The sequence below is a fragment of the Pseudomonas shirazica genome (assembly GCF_015168335.1).
Classification (GTDB): domain Bacteria; phylum Pseudomonadota; class Gammaproteobacteria; order Pseudomonadales; family Pseudomonadaceae; genus Aquipseudomonas; species Aquipseudomonas asiatica.
The window spans coordinates 1,149,912-1,169,833 of sequence record NZ_CP063456.1 but is presented as its reverse complement, the minus strand read 5'-3'; the positions used below and the strand labels follow the sequence as shown (position 1 = coordinate 1,169,833).

Genomic DNA, 19,922 nt, shown 5'->3' with positions numbered 1-19,922 from the left:
CGCTTGGCGATGTAAGGAATACTGTAATGCGTACCATCTGGTTCTTGCTGCTTCCGGGCACCCACATCCTTGATCTCGGCGGCCCGTTACAAATCATGGCGAGCCTTGAAGAACTCCAGCTGGCTCCGGTCAACGTACGTTGCATAGCCGCCAGACAACAAGTCAGCAGTTTTCAGGGCGTGACACTGAGTGGCCTGCACCAGTTGCCTGACCGGCTGGCACCGCAGGACTTGCTGTTCGTGGTGGGCAACAAGCTCTCTGCGACACCCGCCGATACCGCGATATTGACCGCCACAGCCCGGTGGCTGGCGCAGGTGGTCAGGCAAACGCCGGATATACAACTGTGCTCCATATGCACCGGTGCGTTTCTGCTGGGCGAAGCTGGCTTGCTGGATGGCCGGCAATGCACCACGCACCATCGTTACGTCGACTTGCTGCGAACGCGCTACCCAGCAGCCAAGGTGCTGGAGAACCGCCTGTTCGTCGAGGATGATGGCGTGTTCACCTCGGCAGGCGTGTCCAGCGGAACCGACCTGGCGCTGCACATCGTCAGCCTGCAATTTGGCAAGGTAGTAGCCAACCAGGTGGCGCAGGAACTGGTCATCTACCGTCGCCGCGCCGGCGAAGATGTGCAACTGCGCGCGGCAGACCTGGCGCGCAACCACATCCACCCGTTGGTGCATGCAGCCCAGGACTACATGGATGCACACCTGGGTACCAACTTCAGCTTCGAACAACTGGCCAGCCAGTTCAATGTGAGCTACCGGCACCTGGCGCGGCTGTTCCGCGATAATACCGGCCAAACGCTGCAGAACTACCTGCGCGCCCAACGCATCGACCTGGCCCGTGAGCTTTTGCGCGGCAGCCATCTCAACGTGGAACAGATCGCCGAGCGTTGCGGCTACGGCAGCAGCCATGCCTTTCGCCTGGCATGGCGCCAGGAAATGCCGCAGCCGCCACTGCAGTTTCGCCATGCTCTGGCTAACGAGGGCGCCTAGATCTTTGTGCTGCTACCGCTCGCTTATCGCAGTCGGGGCGAAGCTTTCGGTGAAGAACTCCACCACGGCCCGGCGCGAAGCGTCGCGCGCTGCCGGGTCAGGTGCCGAACGCCCCACGCCTCCCTGGCCACGGTGCAGGAACGGGTCCTGATACTCCTGTGCAGCCTCCAACCCATTGAAGCCGTGCTCTGCGCCGGGGTACACCAGCACCTGCGCCCGCGCCTGGTCTTCGCTGGGCAGGTTTGAAATCAACGACGAACAGGCACGCGGGTCATCGTCGTACTGGTCGTTTTCGCCCACCAGCACCAGCAAGCGCGCCGGGGCCAGATGCTTGAAGGTATAACCTGGCACACGGTTGTAACCCCAACACACGGGGTAGAACGCGGCCATCGAGATGGGACGAACACCTGAGGCTTTCTCCAGTTCGTCATTGATGGGAGCAGAGGCGGCGAGCATGGCCTGTACGCCACCCCAGGAAAACCCGAGCACGCCCACGCGTTTGTCATCGACACCGGGTTGCTTGGCCAGGTAAGCCAGGGCGCCTGCCAGGTCCGGCAGGGTATCGTGCACACGTGGTGGCCGCCCTTGTGCACCGCCCGCAAGCCTGCGCGCGCCCCACATATCCAACTCCAGCGTAGCGATGCCGCGGGCATTGAGGTCGCCGCCATGCAACGGGCCGCGCGAATCCATGCCCGCCGAGCCATGCAGGATGATCACCGCCGGTACCGGGCCCGCACCGTTGGCCGGCAGCGACAACACAGCCGGAACCCGAATCGGTATCGCCTTGCCAGCGGATGGCAGTGGCTGACTATAGAAAGAAACCAATCGTTTGCTGACAGTGGCAACGGTGCCGCTATCGGTGGCGGCGACCTCAGCCCGGGCCGCTGCGAACGGAAGCGCACAGCCCAGCACCAAGCTGATGGCCATTACTTTGAACATCTGGTTACCCCTGAACGTCATGAGCGGGTGTTGAACCTTCACCCGTTATCGAAAATTGGCGGCGCCTGGCATCAGCCGCACATCGTCATTACTGCCAGGCCATCGACATGCCATTGGGTGAATGCCAACGGGTCGAGCATCGCCATGCCTGTCATCACGCAACTCGCCAGCACAAAAGCCACGGCATAAAAACGCACTTCCTTCGCGCAGGCCGTGCCATATACCGCGATCAATGCAAGGATCTGCACCCCCACGGCGAACACGCCGATGCCGAATCCTGAAGCGAGCAGTTCAGCCATTGAACACCGCGTTCCAGGGACGGCCGGCCGTCGCTGCCATGGACCTTTGCGAGGACACGGCCCGGAAGGCCTGTTGCAGGTCGGCCTTGATATCGTCAACACGCTCCAGGCCGACACACAACCTGATCAAACCATCCGTGATACCCGCCTGTTGGCGTGCCTGTGCGTCCAACCGCCCGTGTGTGGTTGTGGCCGGATGCGTGACCATGCTGCGGGTGTCGCCGATGTTGGTACAGCGCGCCACACAACGCAGTTCGTCAATCCATTGCCAGGCTGCGGCCTGGCCCCCGACGATCTCGAAAGCCAATAGCCCGCCATGGCCGTCCTGCTGGCGGCATGCCAATGCATGCTGGGGGTGGTGTTCAAGGCCGGTGTAATGGACTTCAGTCACCAGGTCCTGATCCATAAGCCAGCGTGCCAGCTCAAAGGCGCTCTCCTGCGCCCGCATCATTCTGACTTCGAGGGTTTCCAGGCTTTTGAGCAGCAGCCAGGCGTTGAACGGGCTGCAAGAAATGCCCAAGGTACGCAGAACACCCCGCAACACCTGCAGGAGGCTTTGCGAACCGGTCACGACGCCCGCCAATGCACGCCCCTGGCCATCCATGTACTTGCCAGCGGAGTGGATGACCAGGTCCGCTCCCAGTGTGTGTGGCCGCTGAAAAACAGGGGTCAGCAAGGTGTTGTCCACCACCAGCAATGCCCCTTTTTCATGTGCCAGCATGCTTATGGCGCGGATATCACCGATTTTCAGCAGCGGGTTGGATGGCGACTCCAACACCACCAGGCGGGTCCTGCCGTCAATTGCTGACTTCCACTGCGCCAGGTCTGTCAAATCGACGAATCGGGCCTCGATCCCGAAGCGGGCCATGTAGTAGCTGAAGGCATTGACCGTAGTGCCGAACACGTCCCGGCTGCAGACGATGTTGTCGCCTTGCTGGAGAAAGGCGTGACAAAGCGCGGTGAAAGCGCCCATACCAGAAGCGAACGCCACTGCGCTTTCAGCGCGTTCGAGCGCTGCCACACGGCTTTCAAACGCTTGGACGGTCGGGTTGGTGAACCGGCTGTATACATTGCCTTGCTGCTGGCCGCTGAAGCGCTCGCATGCCTCTTTGGCTGAAGCGAAGGTATAGGCGGACGTCATGGCCAACGGCTCACAGAACACATCGGACAGGTCGCTGGCCCGGTGAGCATGCAACGCCCTGGTTGCATTGAAATCAGTTGCGTTGAAATCATCCAGGCCAATCACGGTCGATTGCATGGTTATGCGCCTCCTTGTTTGCATTGAACAATGCGCAATTGATCGGTGGACTATTCAGGTTCGGCGAGTTGAGTGGCCAGGGTTTCGCTTGAAGGGCGAACCGCTACCAGCCACAAGGATGCCAGGGCAGCCACCGCCGTGGCCGTGGCCAGGCCGGCCAAGGTCAGCTGGTAGCTTTGATGCCGGTCGAAATCCAGTGCGCCCAGCTGCGTGGCTACCAAAGCGCCAAGTTGGTGTACCAGGAACAGCATCCCAAACACCTTGCCTTTGATTTCGGCGCCATACAGCGCGAAGCAGAAGGCAGACGTGAGCACCACCGTTCCGAGGTAACTGGCGCCAAACAGCACAGCGAACACGTACGTTCCGAGGGGCCCGGGCGTGGTCAGCAGCACGATGACCGCAGCGGTTCGCAGCAGGTAGAACATCATCAGCAGCAGGCCCTTGTTGTAGCGGGTGGCCAACCAACCCGCCAGCAGGCCGCTGACCAGTTCCAGCACACCCAGCAGGCTCAGGCCGCTGGCCTGCACCGAACTGGGCAGCGCCTCACCCTGCCAGAACGACACCAGATGAACATCGATGAACGCCATGGTGGCACCACAACTGGCGAAACTGAGCGCCAGCACGAAGAAGCGCGGGTCACGCAGCAGAAACATCACCGGATGCCTGACCTTTGCCGCCTGCGGGTCGGGCTTCAGCGGCACGGTGCGGGATACCCAATACAGCGCCAGGCTCAAAGGCACCAGGAAGATCAGGCCAACCCAAGAGAACACCGACTGCCAGGGCACGCTCTGCTGCAGCATGATCCACAACGGCGACAGCACGATGAAGCCGATGGACGTGCCGTTGGTGACGAATGCGAAAGCGAAGGCCTTGAACCGTTCGGCGACCAGGCGATCGACCAGAATACCCATGGGTACATAGGTCATCGCCGCAAGGGCAAAGGCTCCAAGCAGGCCATACACCAGGGTGAACACCAGCAGGTGCGTGCCGGCGAAGGTCACGCCCAGCAGCACCACCCCGCCGCTGAGACTGCCAAGGGCCACCGTGCTCAAGGGGCCAACCCGGTCGCTCAGCCACCCCACCACGGGCGACACCAGGCCAATGGTCAGGACGAACAGCGATCCTGCGGTGGCCAAGGCTGCGCGCCCCTCGCCAAAGTGCGAGGCCAGGTCGACGAAGTAGACTTGGTACAACCCTTTCAATGCGCTGGACAGAAACATCACCACGAAGCCGACTACCAGCACCGAGACGATCAAGGTAGAGCTGAATTTCTGTTTCATGGCCAATCCTTATCGTGTGGGCATTACACCGCCTCGGCTTGCGGAGCTCGGCAATAGGCTTGGTACATGTTTTCGTACATTGCGTAGAACAGCCGGCAGGTGTGGTCTACCGCCTGCAACGCCTCTTCCTGCATCTGCGCGGTGGTGCACAACTGCGAGACAAGGTCCAAGCCTTCATTGACGTGGCCCACGTCTTCCTTCTGGTGCACCGAGAAGAACAGCAGGTCCTGTTCGGTCAGGCCATAGGCTCGCCCCAGCAACACGTGCCGTGCATCTCCAGCGACGGTCTCGAGGTTCTGCCCCTCGCTGGCGATCATCACTGCTGCTGCACCAATGTGATAACGCGCCGGGTCCCGTACCGCCTGCAGGCGGAAATCGATCAACTCCCGGGTGGCTGGCAGCGGTTGCTCGGCATCACGCTCGGCATCGGTGATACCGAGCGCCCGCAGGAAGTTCTGCATGAGCACGACATGGTTATCGGTGCGCGAAAGCCGGCCGGTTTCTTCTTCGAAGCAATTGGTGATCAATGCCCGCTTGTGGGCGGGCAGCGGGCAATGAAAGAACAAGTGCTCGACATAAGTCAGGAAATACTTGGTGAGCTGGTAGCCTTGCAGCGCGACCTTGCGCAGCAGCAGCCGGTTGCCCTCAGGCGCAAGCAATTCCTCGAATATCGGGTGGGACAAGGTCAGATGGTGGTGCAGTTTCTGCTCCAACTGATCGCGAAAATCTGCAGTAGATAAGGCCATTGGGGCGTTCCTTGGGTGAATGAGCAGTTGCCGTTGACGGGGATGACCGCAGGCGGGGTCAATGAAGGGCAATTCAGTGCAGGTTGAGTCGCAGCGCAAGGCTTTCCACGGTCTGGGCCATGTAATGGCCGCGATGCTTCACGCCATCGACCCGCGCGTAGTCGTCAAGCACGCCGTAGGTCTGAAACCCGAAGGATTGCCATAACCGGTGTGCACGAGTGCCCTCGCGCACATCCAGGGTCAACAGCTCGATACCTTGGGCCTGGCACAAGCGCACGACTTCGCAGAAAGCCCGTGCCACCAGGCCGGACCCGCGATAGGCCGGATGCACCACGCCCTTGCTAAGGTCGGCAATATGCCGGCAGTTCGGCATGCTGCTGCGCGAAAGGATGACCAGGCATGCCGGCCCTGCCATTGCCTTGCCGAGCAGGACGTGGGTATCGCCGCCACGGATGCGCTCTTGCAGCGAGGCCGTGAATTCGACGCTCTGCCCGGCAGACATCTCGTGCTCGTAACCCAGAACACCGCCATCGCCAACCGTGCTGTTGATGAGTTGCATGATGGCTGGCGCGGTATGGCTGTCAGCCTGGCGCAACCACTGCAACTGTGGTTCGCCGGGGGCCAACTGCTTTGAAGAGAGGGTGTTCATTGCGTAAATCCCTTGTGCGTACAGGCAGGGATTTAAACGTTTAAGTAAGACCCCGGGTAAGAAGGGAACCGGACAGGAAACGGAAGGATAGTGACATACATGCAAAATGCCATCAGCGACCGAGGCCAGGTGCGATGAGACCGGTCAGGTCCTGTACCGAAATATCTACCACCGTTTTCCCGCGCCCCTGTTTCAACCTTGCCGACCTCATCTCAGCGCAAGGTATACCCCCCATGCATTCGACCCGCATCAACGTGATGGGCACGCATTACGTTATAGACCACCTTGGCCATGTGCCCCGCCCCGATCGTGAGGCCAACCGCGCCATCCGCCAATGGCTTGCGCAGCAAGGCCATGACCTGGACCCGGACCAGCTCGACGTCGTTACCCTCCACTACTGTTCGGATGGCGCAGGTGGCCAGCTGGCCGCGATCAGCCAGCGCACCAGCCTGACCCAGGCACTGCTGGGCAACTGGCAGGGCGAGTCGGCCAGTGACGTGTTCGGCAAGCTGCTGCAAGCACCATGGGCCGGTGCGTTACCCGCAGGTCCGATACGGTTGGTGGACACCCTCCCGGCCCCCGCCTTCAATCACTACGGGGCACCCTTCGAGGTATTCAACGGACTGTTCCGGCGCACTACCGCGCAACGCTACGACGCTTCCACCCATTTGCCGGTAAGCGCCGAAGCCTTCCAGCAGTTCATCAACAACCTGGACTTCCAGCAGCCTTTCAAGGCGGCGCTGGATGTCTACTGGCGTGACCATCTGCACAGTCACAGGCTGGCGCTGAAGCTCAACTTCATCGCAGCCTGCAACAGACAGGTCAGCGAGGGCAGCCTCAGCGAACCTGCACGGCAACTGGTCTGGCAAGCGGCCGGGCTGATGCCACGGCGCAACAGGCTGCGACGCAGCACGTTGAGCATCTACGGCTATGCAGCGACCGACCTGCTGTACCTGAACGACCCCGCCACCGACCTGACGGTGCTGTACGTACCTGGCAACAGCTCACCGTTGCTGACGTTCAGCAGCGAACGAGAATTGAAGGCCTGGGTCGGTGAACAATGCAAAGACCCGACCAGGCGCCAGGCCCTGAAACAGCACTTTCGCCTGGCAGATTGTCCGCAAGGCCTCGACTTCAGCGGCCTGGACACTGCCATGGAGGGGCTGGGCGCCTACCCTGAACGGCACCTGCTGCCGCCCGAACACGGCTATTTCAACGACGACGGCACCTGGCCGCCGCAGACCTATGTCAATTATCGACCAGCCAAGTACAACCCCAAAATCAAGGGCGACCTGTTCCAGGCACTGGCCGAGCGCCAGCGTCAGCGCAGCTACGACGATGCCGCGTTTCTGATCACGGCTGACAGCGAAGTCATCAAGGCCAGGTGGCGTGGCTACCTGGCCACTACGCTCAACCTGCTGGCGCCACTGTGCCTGGTAGTACCCGGCCTGGGGCCGCTGCTGGCCGTCGGCGGTATCGCCCAGCTTGGCCTGGGGCTCGACCAGGCAATCAACGGCAAGTCACTTCAGCAGCAGCAGGAAGGCATCGGCAACATCACCTGGGGCCTGTTCAACGCCTTGCCCCTGGCGGCAGGCGCTGCCGCAAGGGCCCAGGCGTTGTTCGAATTCAAGGTCGAAGGTTTCGCGCCGCCGACGCGGCTGAATGAACAGATCGGCTACCCCCTGAGCCCGCTCTCGCCACCGCGCTTCCCGGAGCCCGAGGGCGCAAGCTACTTCCATATCACCGACCCGATAGAGCCACTGGAGGACGCTGACCAGGCAGTTGCCGACGCCGTCATTCGTACACCCCAGTACGATGGTGAGCCAGACACCCTGGCAGCGAACATCGATGGCTACAACGCCAGGGTGATCTACGACATGGAGCGGGACGTATTCATTCGGGCCGAAGACCTGAACCAGGTCGACCCTGTCGGCTTCGTGGCGGTACCCGGCAGCCGGAACCTGCGCCCCGCACCACAAGGGCGCGTGGTTACCCATGCGATGCGCAGTCGTACCCTGCGGGCGCTGGGCGTGGACCTGCCATTGCCGCTACAGGTGCCGGCCAGAGCGCCAGGCAGTTGGCCAATACCCAAGCACATCTCCTGCCTGTGGGTCGGTGACCAGATCATCGGCCCGGAGCTGCTGGCCAACTTGGGCCAGAACGCAGCGCGGTTGCAAGGTAGCGAATACAGCATGCGGTTGTTCCTTTCCAGCACTGCCCGGCAGGCCTATGCCGAAAACCTGGAGCTGCTGGCCAGTCATGCCCCGGGTTTGCAGGTGCTGCCCTTGGAAGAGCAGGCCTTCTTCAGGGCTTTCCGCCAAAGCAGGTACTACGCGCAGTACGACGCTGCCCTGGATGGCAACGGCGGCGTTGCCCGCAACTATGCATCGGCATGCGATGTGCTGCGCTACCCGATGCTGCACCACGAAGGTGGCCTGTACATGGATGTCGATGACACCTTGCTCGCGCCAGGCGAATACTCATTGATCATCGACGGCCAACCGGTAGGTGCCGCCGGTGAACCCATCGATCAGGTCGATTTGAGCACGGACGCCAATGGGCTGCTGCTGGTACCGCCCATGTCCAATGAAAAGATGAGCATGAACAGCCTCTACAACTCCAGCCTTATCGGCAGCCACCCCGGCAACCCCACCCTGGAGGCCATTTCCGAAGAGATGTACGCACGCTACCAGCTCAATCGCGACTTCTACGACAGCAAGCCCAGCCTGGCTGAAGACCCGGGGAATTTCTATGAGTATGCCAGCCTCCTGAGCTACCTCACCGGCCCTGCCCTGCTCAGCGACGTGGTCGATCGGCAACTGCCGAGCCTGCGCATCCTGCGCCAGCTCACCAATCTTTATGGGATGCCGCGCATCAATGCCTACCGGTTCGTCGATCTGCCACGCATGCGCGATTCGGTGCGTACGCTCCTGCCCCTGAACCGCTTCGCCACTGTCGGTGGCAACCATTCCTGGAGCCGAACATGAACCCGCGCCAACCTGTGGTCGGCGCAGCCGGCCAAGACTACGTCAAGGCAATGCTGGGTTCCGTGCCTCGGCCTGACCGCAGTGCCAGTGCAGCCATCCGCGAATGGGCCAGCCAGCAGCGGCTGGACGTGGAACCCGACAACACGCTTGCAGTGACCTTGCATTGCAAATTCGTTTCCAAGCGGGGCTGGCTGGCCAAGATCGTCCAACAAATGAGCCTGACCGAAGCGCTGCTTGGCAACTGGCAGCAAAGCGGCTACTCCAAGGTTGCCGAGCAAACCGCGCAGCTGCTGCTAAGAGGCGGGACGGCCACCGTCGACCTGCTAGGTGTACTGCCAGAGCTTTCCCTGCCACACGGTCGAGCGCCCTGGGCCCAGGCCTTCAGCAATGGCCAGGTGACGATCGTCGATGAATTGCCAGGAAGTGGCCTGGACCACGACATCGATGTGCACACCGAATTCCATGGCCTTTTCCGCCAGACCGCACCCATGCGCTACGACGCCAGCACTTATGTGCAGTTCGACGCCACGACCTTCCAGTCCTTCATCTGGCAACTCGACTTCCAGGGTGTATTCAAACGCCAGCTCGATGACTTCTGGGCCCATGCCGCCAGCCAGTACAGCGTCAGCGCGTGCATCGCATTCCTCGCTGCCTGCAACAGGCAAGCATTGCGGGGCAAACTCAGTGAACAGGGGCGCAGCCTGGCGTGGCGGGCGGCAGGCGTGGAACGCTGGCACCACGGCGCCAACCTCAGTGACAACGGGGTAGAGGCCAGGCTGCTGAACATCAATGGCTACCCATCGAGCGACATCCTCTGCCTGAGCGATATGCGCAGCCGCCTGACCTTGCTGTACATACCGGGCAATGCGGCGCCGTTGCATGAGTTCGCCAACCCAGGCGCCATGCGTGCGTGGCTTGCCAGGCAGTGCCGCGACGCCGACAAACGGGCAGCCCTGCTTGCCCACTTCAGGGCCTGCGATATTCCGGACAGGATTGGCCGCTCGGGGTTGCGTCGGGTACTTCAGGGCATGGCCGATTTCCCGCCCCGCCAGATCATCCTGCCTGCAACCAGCGTGTATCGCCTGGCCAGGGTTTGGAACCCGCACACCCTGATCAACTACAAGGCAGACACCTCCAGCCCACGCATCGAATACAACCTGTTCGATGCATTGACGGTGGCACAACGTCAACGCAGCCAATCCGACGCCGACTTCCTGATCACGCGCGACAGTGAAGTGACCAAGGCCGCATGGCGCAGCTATTTCTACCTGACCATGAACCTGGCCACACCGTTTCTGCTGGTGGTTCCCGGACTGCTACCCCTGGCTGCCGTGGCCGGGGTGGCCCAATTTACAGTAGGCCTGGACCAGGCGCTGCACGGCAAGGATGTGAACCAACAGCTCGAAGGCGCGGAGCAGGCCGTGTTCGGCCTGCTGAACGCAGCCCCGGGGCTGGCGCGCGGGGTCAAGGCGAGCAAGGCGCTGTTCGGCCAACGCCCCATTGGCTTCATCAAACCGGTGAGGCTCAATGGCCGCATAGGCTACCCGCTGAGCCCGGTCTCGCCGCCACGCTGGCCCGGGCCTGCGATGACACCCTATTTCCAGGACTTGGCAGTAGCGGGTGACCAAGTAGCCACCACCTTGCCCGGCGCAGACTCACACGTTGCCCGCTGCGTAACGCGGCGCAAGGCATTCGGCACAGGTGACGAACTGATCGGCGATGCGGGGAATGGCCCACACCCGCTGTACTACGACGCCCGACAGGACAGTTTCGTGCTCAAGTACCCCAACGGCACACGCGGCGCCCAGCACTATGTGGCCAGCGCCGATCCGCTGCAGCCCTCGATCAGCCGACTGCTGCCCGATACGGACCCGTTGCGGGAAATCAGCCCGGCATCGCGCTCGCGCACGCTGCGGGCACTGGGTATCGATCTGCAGCTGCCCATCGACCTCGATGCGCTGGGGACTGCACCAGGCATACCCGTCCCCAGGCAGGTATTTCACATCTGGCTGGGTGACAGGACGATCGCCGGTGATTACCTGGCCGCGCTCGACAACAACGTGCAGGCACTACGCAACAGCGATTTCACGCTCAAACTCTACCTCTCCAACGCCAACCCTCAGGCATTCGAACGTAACATGACCCTGCTGCAGCCCCGCATCGACAGGGGATTGAAGGTTGCAGTACTGGAGCAGCAGACTTTCTATCATCAATTCGCGGCAAGTGAATACTTCGACCAGTACCAGGCTGCGCTGGAAGGAAATGGCGGTGTGGCCAGCAACTTCTCCTCGGCCTCCGATATTTTGCGCTACCGCATCCTGCATAGCGAAGGCGGCATCTACCTGGATATTGACGACCATCTGTTGGTCGAGCCGGACGCAACCGGGCAGTTACGGGCAAAGATCGACAGCGTACCGCTCACCACGCCCCTCGACGGGCTGCTGTTGAGGAGCCCGGTGTGCAATGCGCAATTGGGCATGTATACCAGCTACAACACCAGCATGATTGGCAGCCGTGCTGGCAATCCGGTGCTGAACGCCATTTCGGACGAGATCCTGGGCCGTTACCTCACCCCGGAGGGCCAGGCGTTCTACGAGGCTCCCAAACCGCCGCGGCAGCATGCGGCGGCATTCCAGGCCTATACCGAAAGGCTCAACACGCTGACCGGGCCCGCGGTGCTCAACCATGTAATCGACCAACGTCTACCTGAGCTCTACACCTTCAGGCAGGTGGCGGACCTGGCAAACATGCACACCCTGAACTACGACGCGCTGCTGGATGAAGCAGCACAACGGCGTGCAGAGCTGCGGTTGCTACCCCTGGAAGAGGTCGCAATGGCAGGGAACGCTCAGGGTTACTGACGGCCGGTCGGGCTTGCGCGGCCGCTGTGCCTGGGGCCGCACAAGACTCATGGCAATCAGTTGCCGCGATGCAGCTTGCTCATCAGTTCTGCCTCGGCCTGGGTCAGGCCGCAGCTTTCGGTCAGCTCGGCCACGCTGGCGCCCATGCCCACCAGCTTGGCCGCTTGGGTGAAGGTGACGTTGTGCGGGTCGCGCTGCTCCAGTTGCTGGATCTTGTCGGGCAGCGGCGCAACCGCCACGCGCAAGTCATGCAGCGCCTCGCCCATGCGCACGGTACCGTTCTGGTAATCGTCCAGGCGCTTGGCCAGGTCCTTGATGCGCTGGTCACGCAGCGCGTCACCCGCTGCCTGCTGCGCAGCCAGCTCGCGCTGGCGCTTGCTGTAGTTGAGGAAAAACCACAGGCTCAGCGCCCAGACCAGCGCCAGGAAGATGACAGCAACCTCTAGGATCAACTCAGATGTTCTCCAGCTCGGACCACTCTTCCTCGGTCATCATCTTGTCCAGTTCGACCAGGATCAGCAGTTCGCCGTTCTTGTTGCACACGCCCTGGATGAACTTGGCCGACTCTTCGTTACCCACGTTCGGTGCAGTCTCGATCTCGGACTGGCGCAGGTAGACCACCTCGGCCACGCTGTCGACCAGGATACCGACCACTTGCTTGTCGGCCTCGATGATGACGATACGGGTGTTGTCGGTGACTTCAGTCGGCATAAGGCCAAAGCGCTGGCGAGTGTCGATCACGGTCACCACGTTGCCGCGCAGGTTGATGATGCCCAGCACGTAGCTTGGTGCACCCGGCACCGGGGCGATCTCGGTGTAGCGCAACACTTCCTGCACCTGCATCACGTTGATGCCGTAGGACTCATTGTCCAGACGGAAGGTAACCCATTGCAGGATCGGATCTTCGGAACCTTGTGCAGACGACTTTTTCATTCCCCTACCCTCAAAATCCGCCACAGGCGGTGTGTTCGGTGTCATTTCTGTTTGGCGTGCATCTGCTTGACCGCACCACTGGCGATCAGCTCGGCCAGTGCAGCGACGTCGAGCAGCGCACACATGTGTTCAATAACCGTGCCGGCCAGCCACGGGCGCTGGCCACGCTGGCTGCGCCACTTGATCTCGGACGGGTCCAGGCGCAGCGAGCGGCTGACCTGGTGTACGGCCAGCCCCCATTCGTAGCCCTGCACGGAAATCACGTACTGCAGGCCCTGGCGAAAATCATCGCGGTAGCGATCGGGCATCACCCAGCGCGCGGTGTCCAACACCTTCAGGTTGCCGGCCTGGCAGGTCAGGATGCCGAGAAACCAATCCGGCTGGCCGAATAGTGGTGTCAGTTCCTGGCCGGCCAGGGTGTAGATCGAGCCCAGGCACACCAGCGGCACCGCCAGGGTCAGGCCCGCCACGTCGAACAGCAGGCATTCGAACGGCTCGGCGGCCCAGGCCGGGCGGCCATCGACCGTGGCCGGGGGCACGGGTACCTGCGGCGCCGGCAGGTGTACGTCCACCAGCGGCACTGCCGGCTCCACGGTCTGCTCCTCGACCAGCACCGGGATGCTGGCCTCGGCCACCACCGCCCGCTCGACCACCGTCACTACCGGTGCCTCCACCGGCATCACCTGTGGCAGCACCGCCAGCCTGGGCTCGGCGAACGGCCGTGGTGCGGGGCTGACGGTTGCTTCGGCTGACGCCGGCCTGGCTTGCTGCAAGGCATCACGCACCTGCTCTTCGCGCACCGCTTCGGCGAACTCGTCCGCCGCCGCTGGCGCCTCGAACAGGTCTTCGGCTTCGGTGGCGTCCTGCAGCAGGCCGTCGAGGTACGACTGCAGGGCCATCTGTGGCCGGGTACTGGTTTGCCGGGTCTGGGTCATCAGGCCACCTGCGCCGCAGTCTTGTAGGTCAGCAGGTGCTTGAGCAGCGCCCTGTAGGCAACCAGCCCGCGGCTCTTGCTGTCGAATTGCGAGGGCGTGACGCCCTTGCGGCTGGCATCGCGCAGGCGCGTATCCACCGGGATGTAGCCCTGCCACACATGCTGGCCGTAGGTGTCACGCAGCAGCTTGAGCGTGGCCAGCGAGGCCTGGGTGCGGCGGTCGAACAAGGTCGGCACGATCTGGTACGGCAGCGCCTGCTTGCGCGAGCGGTTGACCATGGCCAGGGTCCCGACCATGCGCTCCAGGCCCTTTACCGCGAGAAATTCGGTTTGCACCGGAATCACCAGCTGCTGGCTGGCTGCCAGGGCATTGACCATCAGCACACCGAGCAAGGGTGGGCTGTCGATCAGGGCATAGTCGAAATCCTGCCACAGCTGCGCCAGACTCTTGGCGATCACCAGGCCCAGGCCGTTCTGCCCCGGTGACTGGCGCTCCAGCACCGCCAGCGCGGTACTCGACGGCAACAGCGAGATGCGTTCGTCACTGGTGGGCAGCAGCAGTTGCCCGGGCAGGCCCTCGGGCACCGCGCCCTTGTGCAGGAACAGGTCGTAGCAGCTGTGCTCCAGGGCATCGGGGTTGTGCCCGAAATAGCTGGTCATCGAGCCGTGCGGGTCGAGGTCGACGACGACCACACGCTTGCCGGCCTCGGCCAGCAGGCCGGCCAGGGCGATGGTAGTGGTGGTCTTGCCGACGCCACCTTTTTGATTGGCTACTGCCCAGACTCTCATCAAGCAAACTCTATCTATTGATTTGGCAGGGACACTGCTGGGGCAACTGTCTTGCTCAACATCGGAAAGCTGGCGCGATCCCTGTGGGAGCGGGTTTACCCGCGAACACCGGCGCAGCCGGTGCCATGCACCGTGTCACCTTCTTCGCGGGTGAACCCGCTCCCACAGAGGACCGCGCTACATTCAACTACTTGGCAGCGTCGGGGAATTGACGAATCACTGCCCCGCCACCGTTGCTGGCGTTGCCGGTGCACTTTGTGTGCCAGCCCGGCGCAATGCAGCATCCGGCGTGGCATTGGCACTGCCCGAGCCAGTCAGGCTGCGGCGCACTTCGAGGTTGCGCGAAATCACCAGCACCACGCGGCGATTGCGCGCACGGCCTTCGGCAGTGTCGTTGCTGGCAACCGGCTGGTACTCGCCATAGCCGACCGAGGCCATGCGTGCCGGGTTGACCCCCTCCATGGCCAGCAGGCGCACGATGCTTGCCGCCCGAGCCGAAGACAGCTCCCAGTTGGTCGGGTACTGCGCAGTGCGGATTGGCAGGTTGTCGGTAAAGCCTTCGACGTGCACCGGGTTGGCGAACGGCTTGAGAATGCCGGCCACCTTCTCGATGATCGCAAATGCCTTGTCGCTGGGCATGGCATCGCCACTGCCGAACAGCAACGAGGAATTGAGCTCGATCTCGATCCACAGCTCATTGCCGCGCACAGTCATCTGGTCGCTTTTGATCAGGTCGCCAAAGGCATCGCGCACGTCATCGCTGATGGTTTTCAGTGGGTCGATACTGGTCGCCCCAAGGCCCGCATCGGTCTGCTCGCTGTCCTTCACCAACGGCTCGGCCGGGCGCACGCTCAGCGGCCGCTCTTCACCGATGGGGATCGGCTTCATGCTGCGCTCGGGGTCGTTGAACACCCCGAGCAAGGCCTGGGAAATGACCTTGTACTTGCCCTCGTTGATCGAGGAAATCGAGTACATCACCACGAAAAAGGCGAACAGCAGGGTAATGAAGTCGGCGTACGACACCAGCCAGCGTTCGTGGTTTTCGTGCTCCTCGGTATGACGACGGCGACGCATGGGTTACTCCATGAAGCCTTGCAGCTTCAGCTCGATCGAGCGCGGGTTCTCACCCTCGGCAATCGACAGCAGGCCCTCTAGCAGCATCTCGCGGTAGCGCGACTGGCGCATGACGATGGCCTTGAGCTTGTTGGCGACCGGCAGCAGCACCAGGTTGGCGCTGGCCACCCCGTAGATGGTCGCGACGAAGGCCACGGCAATGCCGTTGCCCAACTGCGACGGGTCGGCCAGGTTGCCCATCACGTGAATCAGGCCCATCACCGCACCGATGATGCCGATGGTCGGCGCGTAGCCGCCCATGCTCTCGAACACCTTGGCGGCCTGGATATCACGGCTTTCCTGGGTCAGGAAGTCGACTTCGAGGATGCTGCGGATGGCCTCCGGCTCGGCACCATCCACCAGCAGTTGCAGGCCCTTGCGCGCATAAGGGTCTGGCTCGCTGTCGGCCACCCCTTCCAGGCCCAGCAGGCCTTCCTTGCGCGCGGTCAGGCTCCAGTTGACGACGCGGTCTACCCCGCCCGCCAGGTCGACCCGTGGCGGAAACAGGATCCAGCGCAAAATCTGCAAGGCACGCTTGAACGACGACAGCGGCGACTGCAGCAAGGCCGCCGCCAGGGTGCCGCCCAGCACGATCAGTGCCGCCGGGCCATTGACCAGGGCGCCGACATGGCCGCCTTCGAGGAAGTTGCCACCGACGATGGCGACAAACGCGAGGATCAGGCCGATCAGGCTGAGCACGTCCATCAGACGCACGCCTCCACCAGGTGCTTGCCGATTTCGTCCAGGCTGTACACCGCGTCGGCCAGGTTGGCCTTGACGATAGCCATGGGCATGCCATAGATCACGCAGCTGGCTTCATCCTGGGCCCAGACCGTGCTGCCGCCCTGCTTGAGCAGGCGCGCCCCTTCACGACCATCGGCGCCCATGCCGGTAAGCACCACCGACAGCACCTTGTCGCCATACGACTTGGCCGCCGAGCCGAAGGTGATGTCCACGCACGGCTTGTAGTTCAGGCGCTCGTCACCGGGCAGGATCTTCACTGTGCCACGGCCGTCGATCATCATCTGCTTGCCACCTGGGGCCAGCAGGGCCAGGCCCGGGCGCAGCATGTCGCCGTCCTCGGCTTCCTTGACGCTGATGCGGCACAGCTTGTCCAGGCGCTCGGCAAAGGCCTTGGTGAATGCCGCCGGCATGTGCTGGATCAGTACGATCGGCGCCGGGAAGTTGGCCGGCAGCTGGGTCAGCACCCGCTGCAGGGCGACCGGGCCGCCCGTGGAGGTACCGATGGCCACCAGTTTGTATGGCTTGCGCTTGGGTGCCGGCGAATGCGCTGGCGCCGCTGCCGGGGCCGCTGCACGGGCAGGCGCAGGCGTGCGCACCGCTGCCGGGCTGGCGAAACTGCTGGCAGCAGCGTGACCGCTGCCTGCCGGCGCGGGTACGGGTGCGGCAACCGGCGCATGGCTGGCGTAGCTGCCAAAACGGCGGTTGCTGCGGGAAATGGTATGCACCTTCTCGCACAGCAGTTGCTTGACCTTGTCGGGGTTGCGCGAGATGTCCTCGAAGTTCTTCGGCAGGTAATCCACCGCACCGGCATCCAGCGCATCGAGGGTGACACGGGCGCCTTCATGGGTCAGCGACGAGAACATCAACACCGGCGTCGGGCAGCGCTGCATGATGTGCCGCACCGCGGTGATGCCGTCCATCATGGGCATTTCGTAGTCCATGGTGATGACATCGGGCTTCAGCGCCAGCGCCTGGTCGATTGCTTCCTTGCCGTTGGTCGCGGTACCCACTACCTGGATCGTCGGATCCGCCGAGAGGATTTCCGAGACGCGGCGGCGGAAGAAACCGGAATCATCCACCACCAGGACCTTGACTGCCATAAACACTCCATTAGGCGGCGCAACCCGCCAGGGTGCGCCACCGAAATCAAATACGCCGCGCGGCGTAACGCTTGAGCATGCTCGGGACGTCGAGAATCAACGCGATGCGACCGTCGCCGGTGATGGTGGCCCCGGACATGCCCGGGGTGCCCTGCAGCATCTTGCCCAGCGGCTTGATTACCACTTCTTCCTGGCCAACCAGTTGATCGACGACAAAGCCGATGCGCTGGGTGCCGACCGACAGGATCACCACGTGGCCCTCGTGCTGCTCTTCGTGCACCTGGCCCTGGACCAGCCAGCGCTTGAGGTAGAACAACGGCAGCGCCTTGTCGCGTACGATCACCACTTCCTGGCCGTCGACCACGTTGGTGCGCGACAGGTCGAGGTGGAAGATCTCGTTGACGTTGACCAGCGGGAAGGCAAACGCCTGGTTGCCCAGCATCACCATCAAGGTGGGCATGATCGCCAGGGTCAGCGGCACCTTGATGACGATCTTCGAACCCTGGCCCTTGGCCGAGAAGATGTTGATCGAGCCGTTGAGCTGGGAGATCTTGGTCTTCACCACGTCCATGCCCACACCGCGGCCGGACACGTCGGAAATCTCGGTCTTGGTCGAGAAGCCTGGGGCGAAGATCAGGTTGTAGCAGTCCGACTCGCTCAGGCGATCGGCGGCATCCTTGTCCATCAGGCCCTTTTCCACGGCCTTGGCGCGCAGGATGTTGGGGTCCATGCCCTTGCCGTCGTCGGAGATCGACAGCAGGATGTGGTCGCCTTCCTGCTCGGCCGACAGCACCACGCGGCCGGTACGCGCCTTGCCGGAGGCTTCACGCTCCTCGGGCATCTCCACGCCATGGTCGACGGCGTTGCGCACCAGGTGCACCAACGGGTCGGCCAGGGCCTCGACCAGGTTCTTGTCGAGGTCGGTCTCTTCGCCGACCAGCTCCAGGTTGATTTCTTTCTTGAGCTGGCGGGCCAGGTCACGCACCAGGCGCGGGAAGCGGCCGAAGACTTTCTTGATCGGCTGCATGCGGGTTTTCATCACCGCGGTCTGCAGGTCGGCGGTAACCACGTCGAGGTTGGACACGGCCTTGGACATGGCCTCGTCACCGCTGTTAAGGCCCAGGCGCACCAGACGGTTACGCACCAGCACCAGCTCGCCGACCATGTTCATGATCTCGTCCAGGCGCGCGGTATCGACCCGCACGGTGGTTTCCGCTTCGCTGGCGCCATGCTTGTCGGCGGCCGGGGCCGGGGCGCGGGGTGCTGCGGCAGGTTTGCTGGCAGGCGCCGGCGCCGGTGCCGGAGTAGTAGCTGCTGCTGGCTTGGCCACAGGCTGGCTGTCGGCCTTGGCCGCAGCTGGCGCTTGCACCTTGGTTGCAGCCGGGGCTTCGACGGCGGCCACGTCGCCGCCGAACTTGCCTTTGCCGTGCAACTGGTCCAGCAGCGCCTCGAACTCGTGCTCGCTGATTTCATCGCTGGCTGCACTGGTGTCAGTTGCAGCAGGCGCCAGCGCCTTGGCAGCGGGCAAGGCATCGGCCTGGAAGGTGCCCTTGCCATGCAACTGGTCCAGCAGCGATTCGAATTCGGCGTCGGTAATTTCGTCGCTGGCCGGTTCCGGCGCGCCGGCAACCGGCTGCGCGGCAACTTCGGCGCTGAACTGGCCTTTGCCGTGCAACTGGTCGAGCAGCGACTCGAACTCGGCGTCGGTGATTTCGTCACCTTCACCGCTCACGGTCTCGCCCTGCATCTGCTCGTCGGCCGCAGCTTGCGCCTTGACCGCATCGAGCGAATCGAGCAGCTGTTCGAACTCGCTGTCGGTGATGTCCTGCTCCTCGGCAGGCGCTTCGGCAACCGGTGCCGGTGCCGCGGCGGCAGGCGCTTCAACGGCCACGGCGCCCCCCGGCTCGGCCAGGCGCGACAGCGCCGCCAAAAGCTCGGGGGTAGCCGGGGTCACTTCGGCGCGCTCGCGCACCTGGCCAAACATGCTGTTGACCGTGTCCAGTGCCTCGAGCACCACATCCATCAGTTCCGCGTCGACCCGGCGCTCACCTTTGCGCAGGACGTCGAACACGTTCTCGGCGATATGGCAGCACTCCACCAGCTCGTTCAGCTGAAGGAAGCCGGCGCCCCCTTTTACAGTGTGGAAACCGCGAAAGATCGCATTGAGCAGGTCGGCATCGTCGGGCCGGCTTTCCAGCTCGACCAGTTGCTCGGACAGTTGCTCAAGAATTTCGCCGGCTTCTACCAGGAAATCCTGGAGGATTTCTTCATCGGCGCCGAAGCTCATCAAAC

The 19,922-nt window shown here is 62.8% G+C and carries 17 protein-coding genes; 3 read left to right on the top strand and 14 right to left on the bottom strand.

What is annotated here, in order from left to right; genetic code table 11:
- Positions 1 to 26: 26 nt before the first annotated feature.
- Complete coding sequence (locus IMX18_RS05355; protein WP_015271190.1) at positions 27 to 998, top strand: GlxA family transcriptional regulator; 972 nt, start codon at positions 27 to 29, stop codon at positions 996 to 998.
- Between the two features lie 12 nt (positions 999 to 1,010).
- On the opposite strand, the gene IMX18_RS05350 is transcribed toward IMX18_RS05355, so the two are convergent.
- From IMX18_RS05350 to IMX18_RS05325, 6 genes are all read right to left on the bottom strand, one after another.
- Positions 1,011 to 1,937 (bottom strand): dienelactone hydrolase family protein, encoded by a 927-nt coding sequence (locus tag IMX18_RS05350; protein WP_054573514.1) that lies wholly within the window; start codon positions 1,935 to 1,937, stop codon positions 1,011 to 1,013.
- 71 nt (positions 1,938 to 2,008) lie between these two features.
- Positions 2,009 to 2,236 (bottom strand): hypothetical protein, encoded by a 228-nt coding sequence (locus IMX18_RS05345; protein WP_015271192.1) that lies wholly within the window; start codon positions 2,234 to 2,236, stop codon positions 2,009 to 2,011.
- Complete coding sequence (locus IMX18_RS05340; protein ID WP_054573513.1) at positions 2,229 to 3,494, bottom strand: aminotransferase class I/II-fold pyridoxal phosphate-dependent enzyme; 1,266 nt, start codon at positions 3,492 to 3,494, stop codon at positions 2,229 to 2,231. The genes IMX18_RS05345 and IMX18_RS05340 overlap by 8 nt, the downstream gene beginning before the upstream one ends.
- 50 nt (positions 3,495 to 3,544) lie before the next feature.
- Positions 3,545 to 4,774 (bottom strand): MFS transporter, encoded by a 1,230-nt coding sequence (locus IMX18_RS05335; RefSeq protein ID WP_003257315.1) that lies wholly within the window; start codon positions 4,772 to 4,774, stop codon positions 3,545 to 3,547.
- Positions 4,775 to 4,797: 23 nt separating this feature from the next.
- The gene (locus IMX18_RS05330) at positions 4,798 to 5,520 is read right to left on the bottom strand and encodes an iron-containing redox enzyme family protein (protein ID WP_015271195.1); all 723 of its coding nucleotides are present in this window, start codon (positions 5,518 to 5,520) and stop codon (positions 4,798 to 4,800) included.
- 73 nt (positions 5,521 to 5,593) lie between these two features.
- A complete protein-coding gene (locus tag IMX18_RS05325) occupies positions 5,594 to 6,169 on the bottom strand; it encodes a GNAT family N-acetyltransferase (protein ID WP_100412950.1) in 576 nt (191 codons plus the stop codon).
- Positions 6,170 to 6,402: 233 nt separating this feature from the next.
- On the opposite strand from IMX18_RS05325, the gene IMX18_RS05320 reads away from it, so the two are divergent.
- Together IMX18_RS05320 and IMX18_RS05315 are read left to right on the top strand one after the other, a co-directional pair.
- Positions 6,403 to 9,156 carry a dermonecrotic toxin domain-containing protein gene (locus IMX18_RS05320; RefSeq protein WP_217190713.1) on the top strand — a complete coding sequence of 918 codons (2,754 nt, stop codon included), beginning with the start codon at positions 6,403 to 6,405 and terminating at the stop codon, positions 9,154 to 9,156.
- Positions 9,153 to 12,017, top strand: coding sequence for a dermonecrotic toxin domain-containing protein (locus IMX18_RS05315; protein WP_217190715.1), 2,865 nt, complete (start codon positions 9,153 to 9,155; stop codon positions 12,015 to 12,017). The genes IMX18_RS05320 and IMX18_RS05315 overlap by 4 nt, the downstream gene beginning before the upstream one ends.
- A gap of 56 nt (positions 12,018 to 12,073) precedes the next feature.
- On the opposite strand, the gene IMX18_RS05310 is transcribed toward IMX18_RS05315, so the two are convergent.
- The 8 genes from IMX18_RS05310 to IMX18_RS05275 form a co-directional block, all read right to left on the bottom strand.
- Entirely contained in the window at positions 12,074 to 12,469 is a 396-nt protein-coding gene (locus tag IMX18_RS05310; protein ID WP_015271199.1) for a DUF2802 domain-containing protein, read from the bottom strand.
- A gap of 1 nt (position 12,470) precedes the next feature.
- Positions 12,471 to 12,950: a chemotaxis protein CheW gene (locus IMX18_RS05305; protein WP_003254393.1), complete on the bottom strand. Its 480-nt coding sequence runs from the start codon at positions 12,948 to 12,950 to the stop codon at positions 12,471 to 12,473.
- Between the two features lie 41 nt (positions 12,951 to 12,991).
- The gene (locus IMX18_RS05300) at positions 12,992 to 13,885 is read right to left on the bottom strand and encodes a CheW domain-containing protein (RefSeq protein ID WP_015271200.1); all 894 of its coding nucleotides are present in this window, start codon (positions 13,883 to 13,885) and stop codon (positions 12,992 to 12,994) included.
- Positions 13,885 to 14,673 carry a ParA family protein gene (locus tag IMX18_RS05295; RefSeq protein ID WP_013973578.1) on the bottom strand — a complete coding sequence of 263 codons (789 nt, stop codon included), beginning with the start codon at positions 14,671 to 14,673 and terminating at the stop codon, positions 13,885 to 13,887. Before IMX18_RS05295 ends, IMX18_RS05300 begins: the two co-directional genes overlap by 1 nt.
- A 216-nt stretch (positions 14,674 to 14,889) precedes the next feature.
- Positions 14,890 to 15,747, bottom strand: a complete 858-nt coding sequence (gene motD / locus IMX18_RS05290) for a flagellar motor protein MotD (protein ID WP_013973579.1) — start codon at positions 15,745 to 15,747, stop codon at positions 14,890 to 14,892.
- 3 nt (positions 15,748 to 15,750) lie between these two features.
- Positions 15,751 to 16,491, bottom strand: a complete 741-nt coding sequence (locus tag IMX18_RS05285; RefSeq protein ID WP_054573508.1) for a flagellar motor protein — start codon at positions 16,489 to 16,491, stop codon at positions 15,751 to 15,753.
- Positions 16,491 to 17,630 carry a protein-glutamate methylesterase/protein-glutamine glutaminase gene (locus IMX18_RS05280; RefSeq protein ID WP_054573507.1) on the bottom strand — a complete coding sequence of 380 codons (1,140 nt, stop codon included), beginning with the start codon at positions 17,628 to 17,630 and terminating at the stop codon, positions 16,491 to 16,493. The genes IMX18_RS05285 and IMX18_RS05280 overlap by 1 nt, the downstream gene beginning before the upstream one ends.
- Positions 17,631 to 17,676: 46 nt before the next feature.
- On the bottom strand, positions 17,677 to 19,917 hold the full coding sequence (locus IMX18_RS05275) for a chemotaxis protein CheA (protein WP_054573506.1): 2,241 nt from the start codon (positions 19,915 to 19,917) through the stop codon (positions 17,677 to 17,679).
- Positions 19,918 to 19,922: the final 5 nt, after the last annotated feature.

What these genes read in the sequence shown, in the direction of transcription:
- IMX18_RS05355 (WP_015271190.1), top strand. Translation starts at nt 27, where the DNA reads ATGCGTACCATCTGGTTCTTGCTGCTTCCGGGCACCCACATCCTTGAT.
- IMX18_RS05350 (WP_054573514.1), bottom strand. Translation starts at nt 1,937, where the DNA reads ATGTTCAAAGTAATGGCCATCAGCTTGGTGCTGGGCTGTGCGCTTCCG.
- IMX18_RS05345 (WP_015271192.1), bottom strand. Translation starts at nt 2,236, where the DNA reads ATGGCTGAACTGCTCGCTTCAGGATTCGGCATCGGCGTGTTCGCCGTG.
- IMX18_RS05340 (WP_054573513.1), bottom strand. Translation starts at nt 3,494, where the DNA reads ATGCAATCGACCGTGATTGGCCTGGATGATTTCAACGCAACTGATTTC.
- IMX18_RS05335 (WP_003257315.1), bottom strand. Translation starts at nt 4,774, where the DNA reads ATGAAACAGAAATTCAGCTCTACCTTGATCGTCTCGGTGCTGGTAGTC.
- IMX18_RS05330 (WP_015271195.1), bottom strand. Translation starts at nt 5,520, where the DNA reads ATGGCCTTATCTACTGCAGATTTTCGCGATCAGTTGGAGCAGAAACTG.
- IMX18_RS05325 (WP_100412950.1), bottom strand. Translation starts at nt 6,169, where the DNA reads ATGAACACCCTCTCTTCAAAGCAGTTGGCCCCCGGCGAACCACAGTTG.
- IMX18_RS05320 (WP_217190713.1), top strand. Translation starts at nt 6,403, where the DNA reads ATGCATTCGACCCGCATCAACGTGATGGGCACGCATTACGTTATAGAC.
- IMX18_RS05315 (WP_217190715.1), top strand. Translation starts at nt 9,153, where the DNA reads ATGAACCCGCGCCAACCTGTGGTCGGCGCAGCCGGCCAAGACTACGTC.
- IMX18_RS05305 (WP_003254393.1), bottom strand. Translation starts at nt 12,950, where the DNA reads ATGAAAAAGTCGTCTGCACAAGGTTCCGAAGATCCGATCCTGCAATGG.
- IMX18_RS05300 (WP_015271200.1), bottom strand. Translation starts at nt 13,885, where the DNA reads ATGACCCAGACCCGGCAAACCAGTACCCGGCCACAGATGGCCCTGCAG.
- IMX18_RS05295 (WP_013973578.1), bottom strand. Translation starts at nt 14,673, where the DNA reads ATGAGAGTCTGGGCAGTAGCCAATCAAAAAGGTGGCGTCGGCAAGACC.
- motD (WP_013973579.1), bottom strand. Translation starts at nt 15,747, where the DNA reads ATGCGTCGCCGTCGTCATACCGAGGAGCACGAAAACCACGAACGCTGG.
- IMX18_RS05285 (WP_054573508.1), bottom strand. Translation starts at nt 16,491, where the DNA reads ATGGACGTGCTCAGCCTGATCGGCCTGATCCTCGCGTTTGTCGCCATC.
- IMX18_RS05280 (WP_054573507.1), bottom strand. Translation starts at nt 17,630, where the DNA reads ATGGCAGTCAAGGTCCTGGTGGTGGATGATTCCGGTTTCTTCCGCCGC.
- IMX18_RS05275 (WP_054573506.1), bottom strand. Translation starts at nt 19,917, where the DNA reads ATGAGCTTCGGCGCCGATGAAGAAATCCTCCAGGATTTCCTGGTAGAA.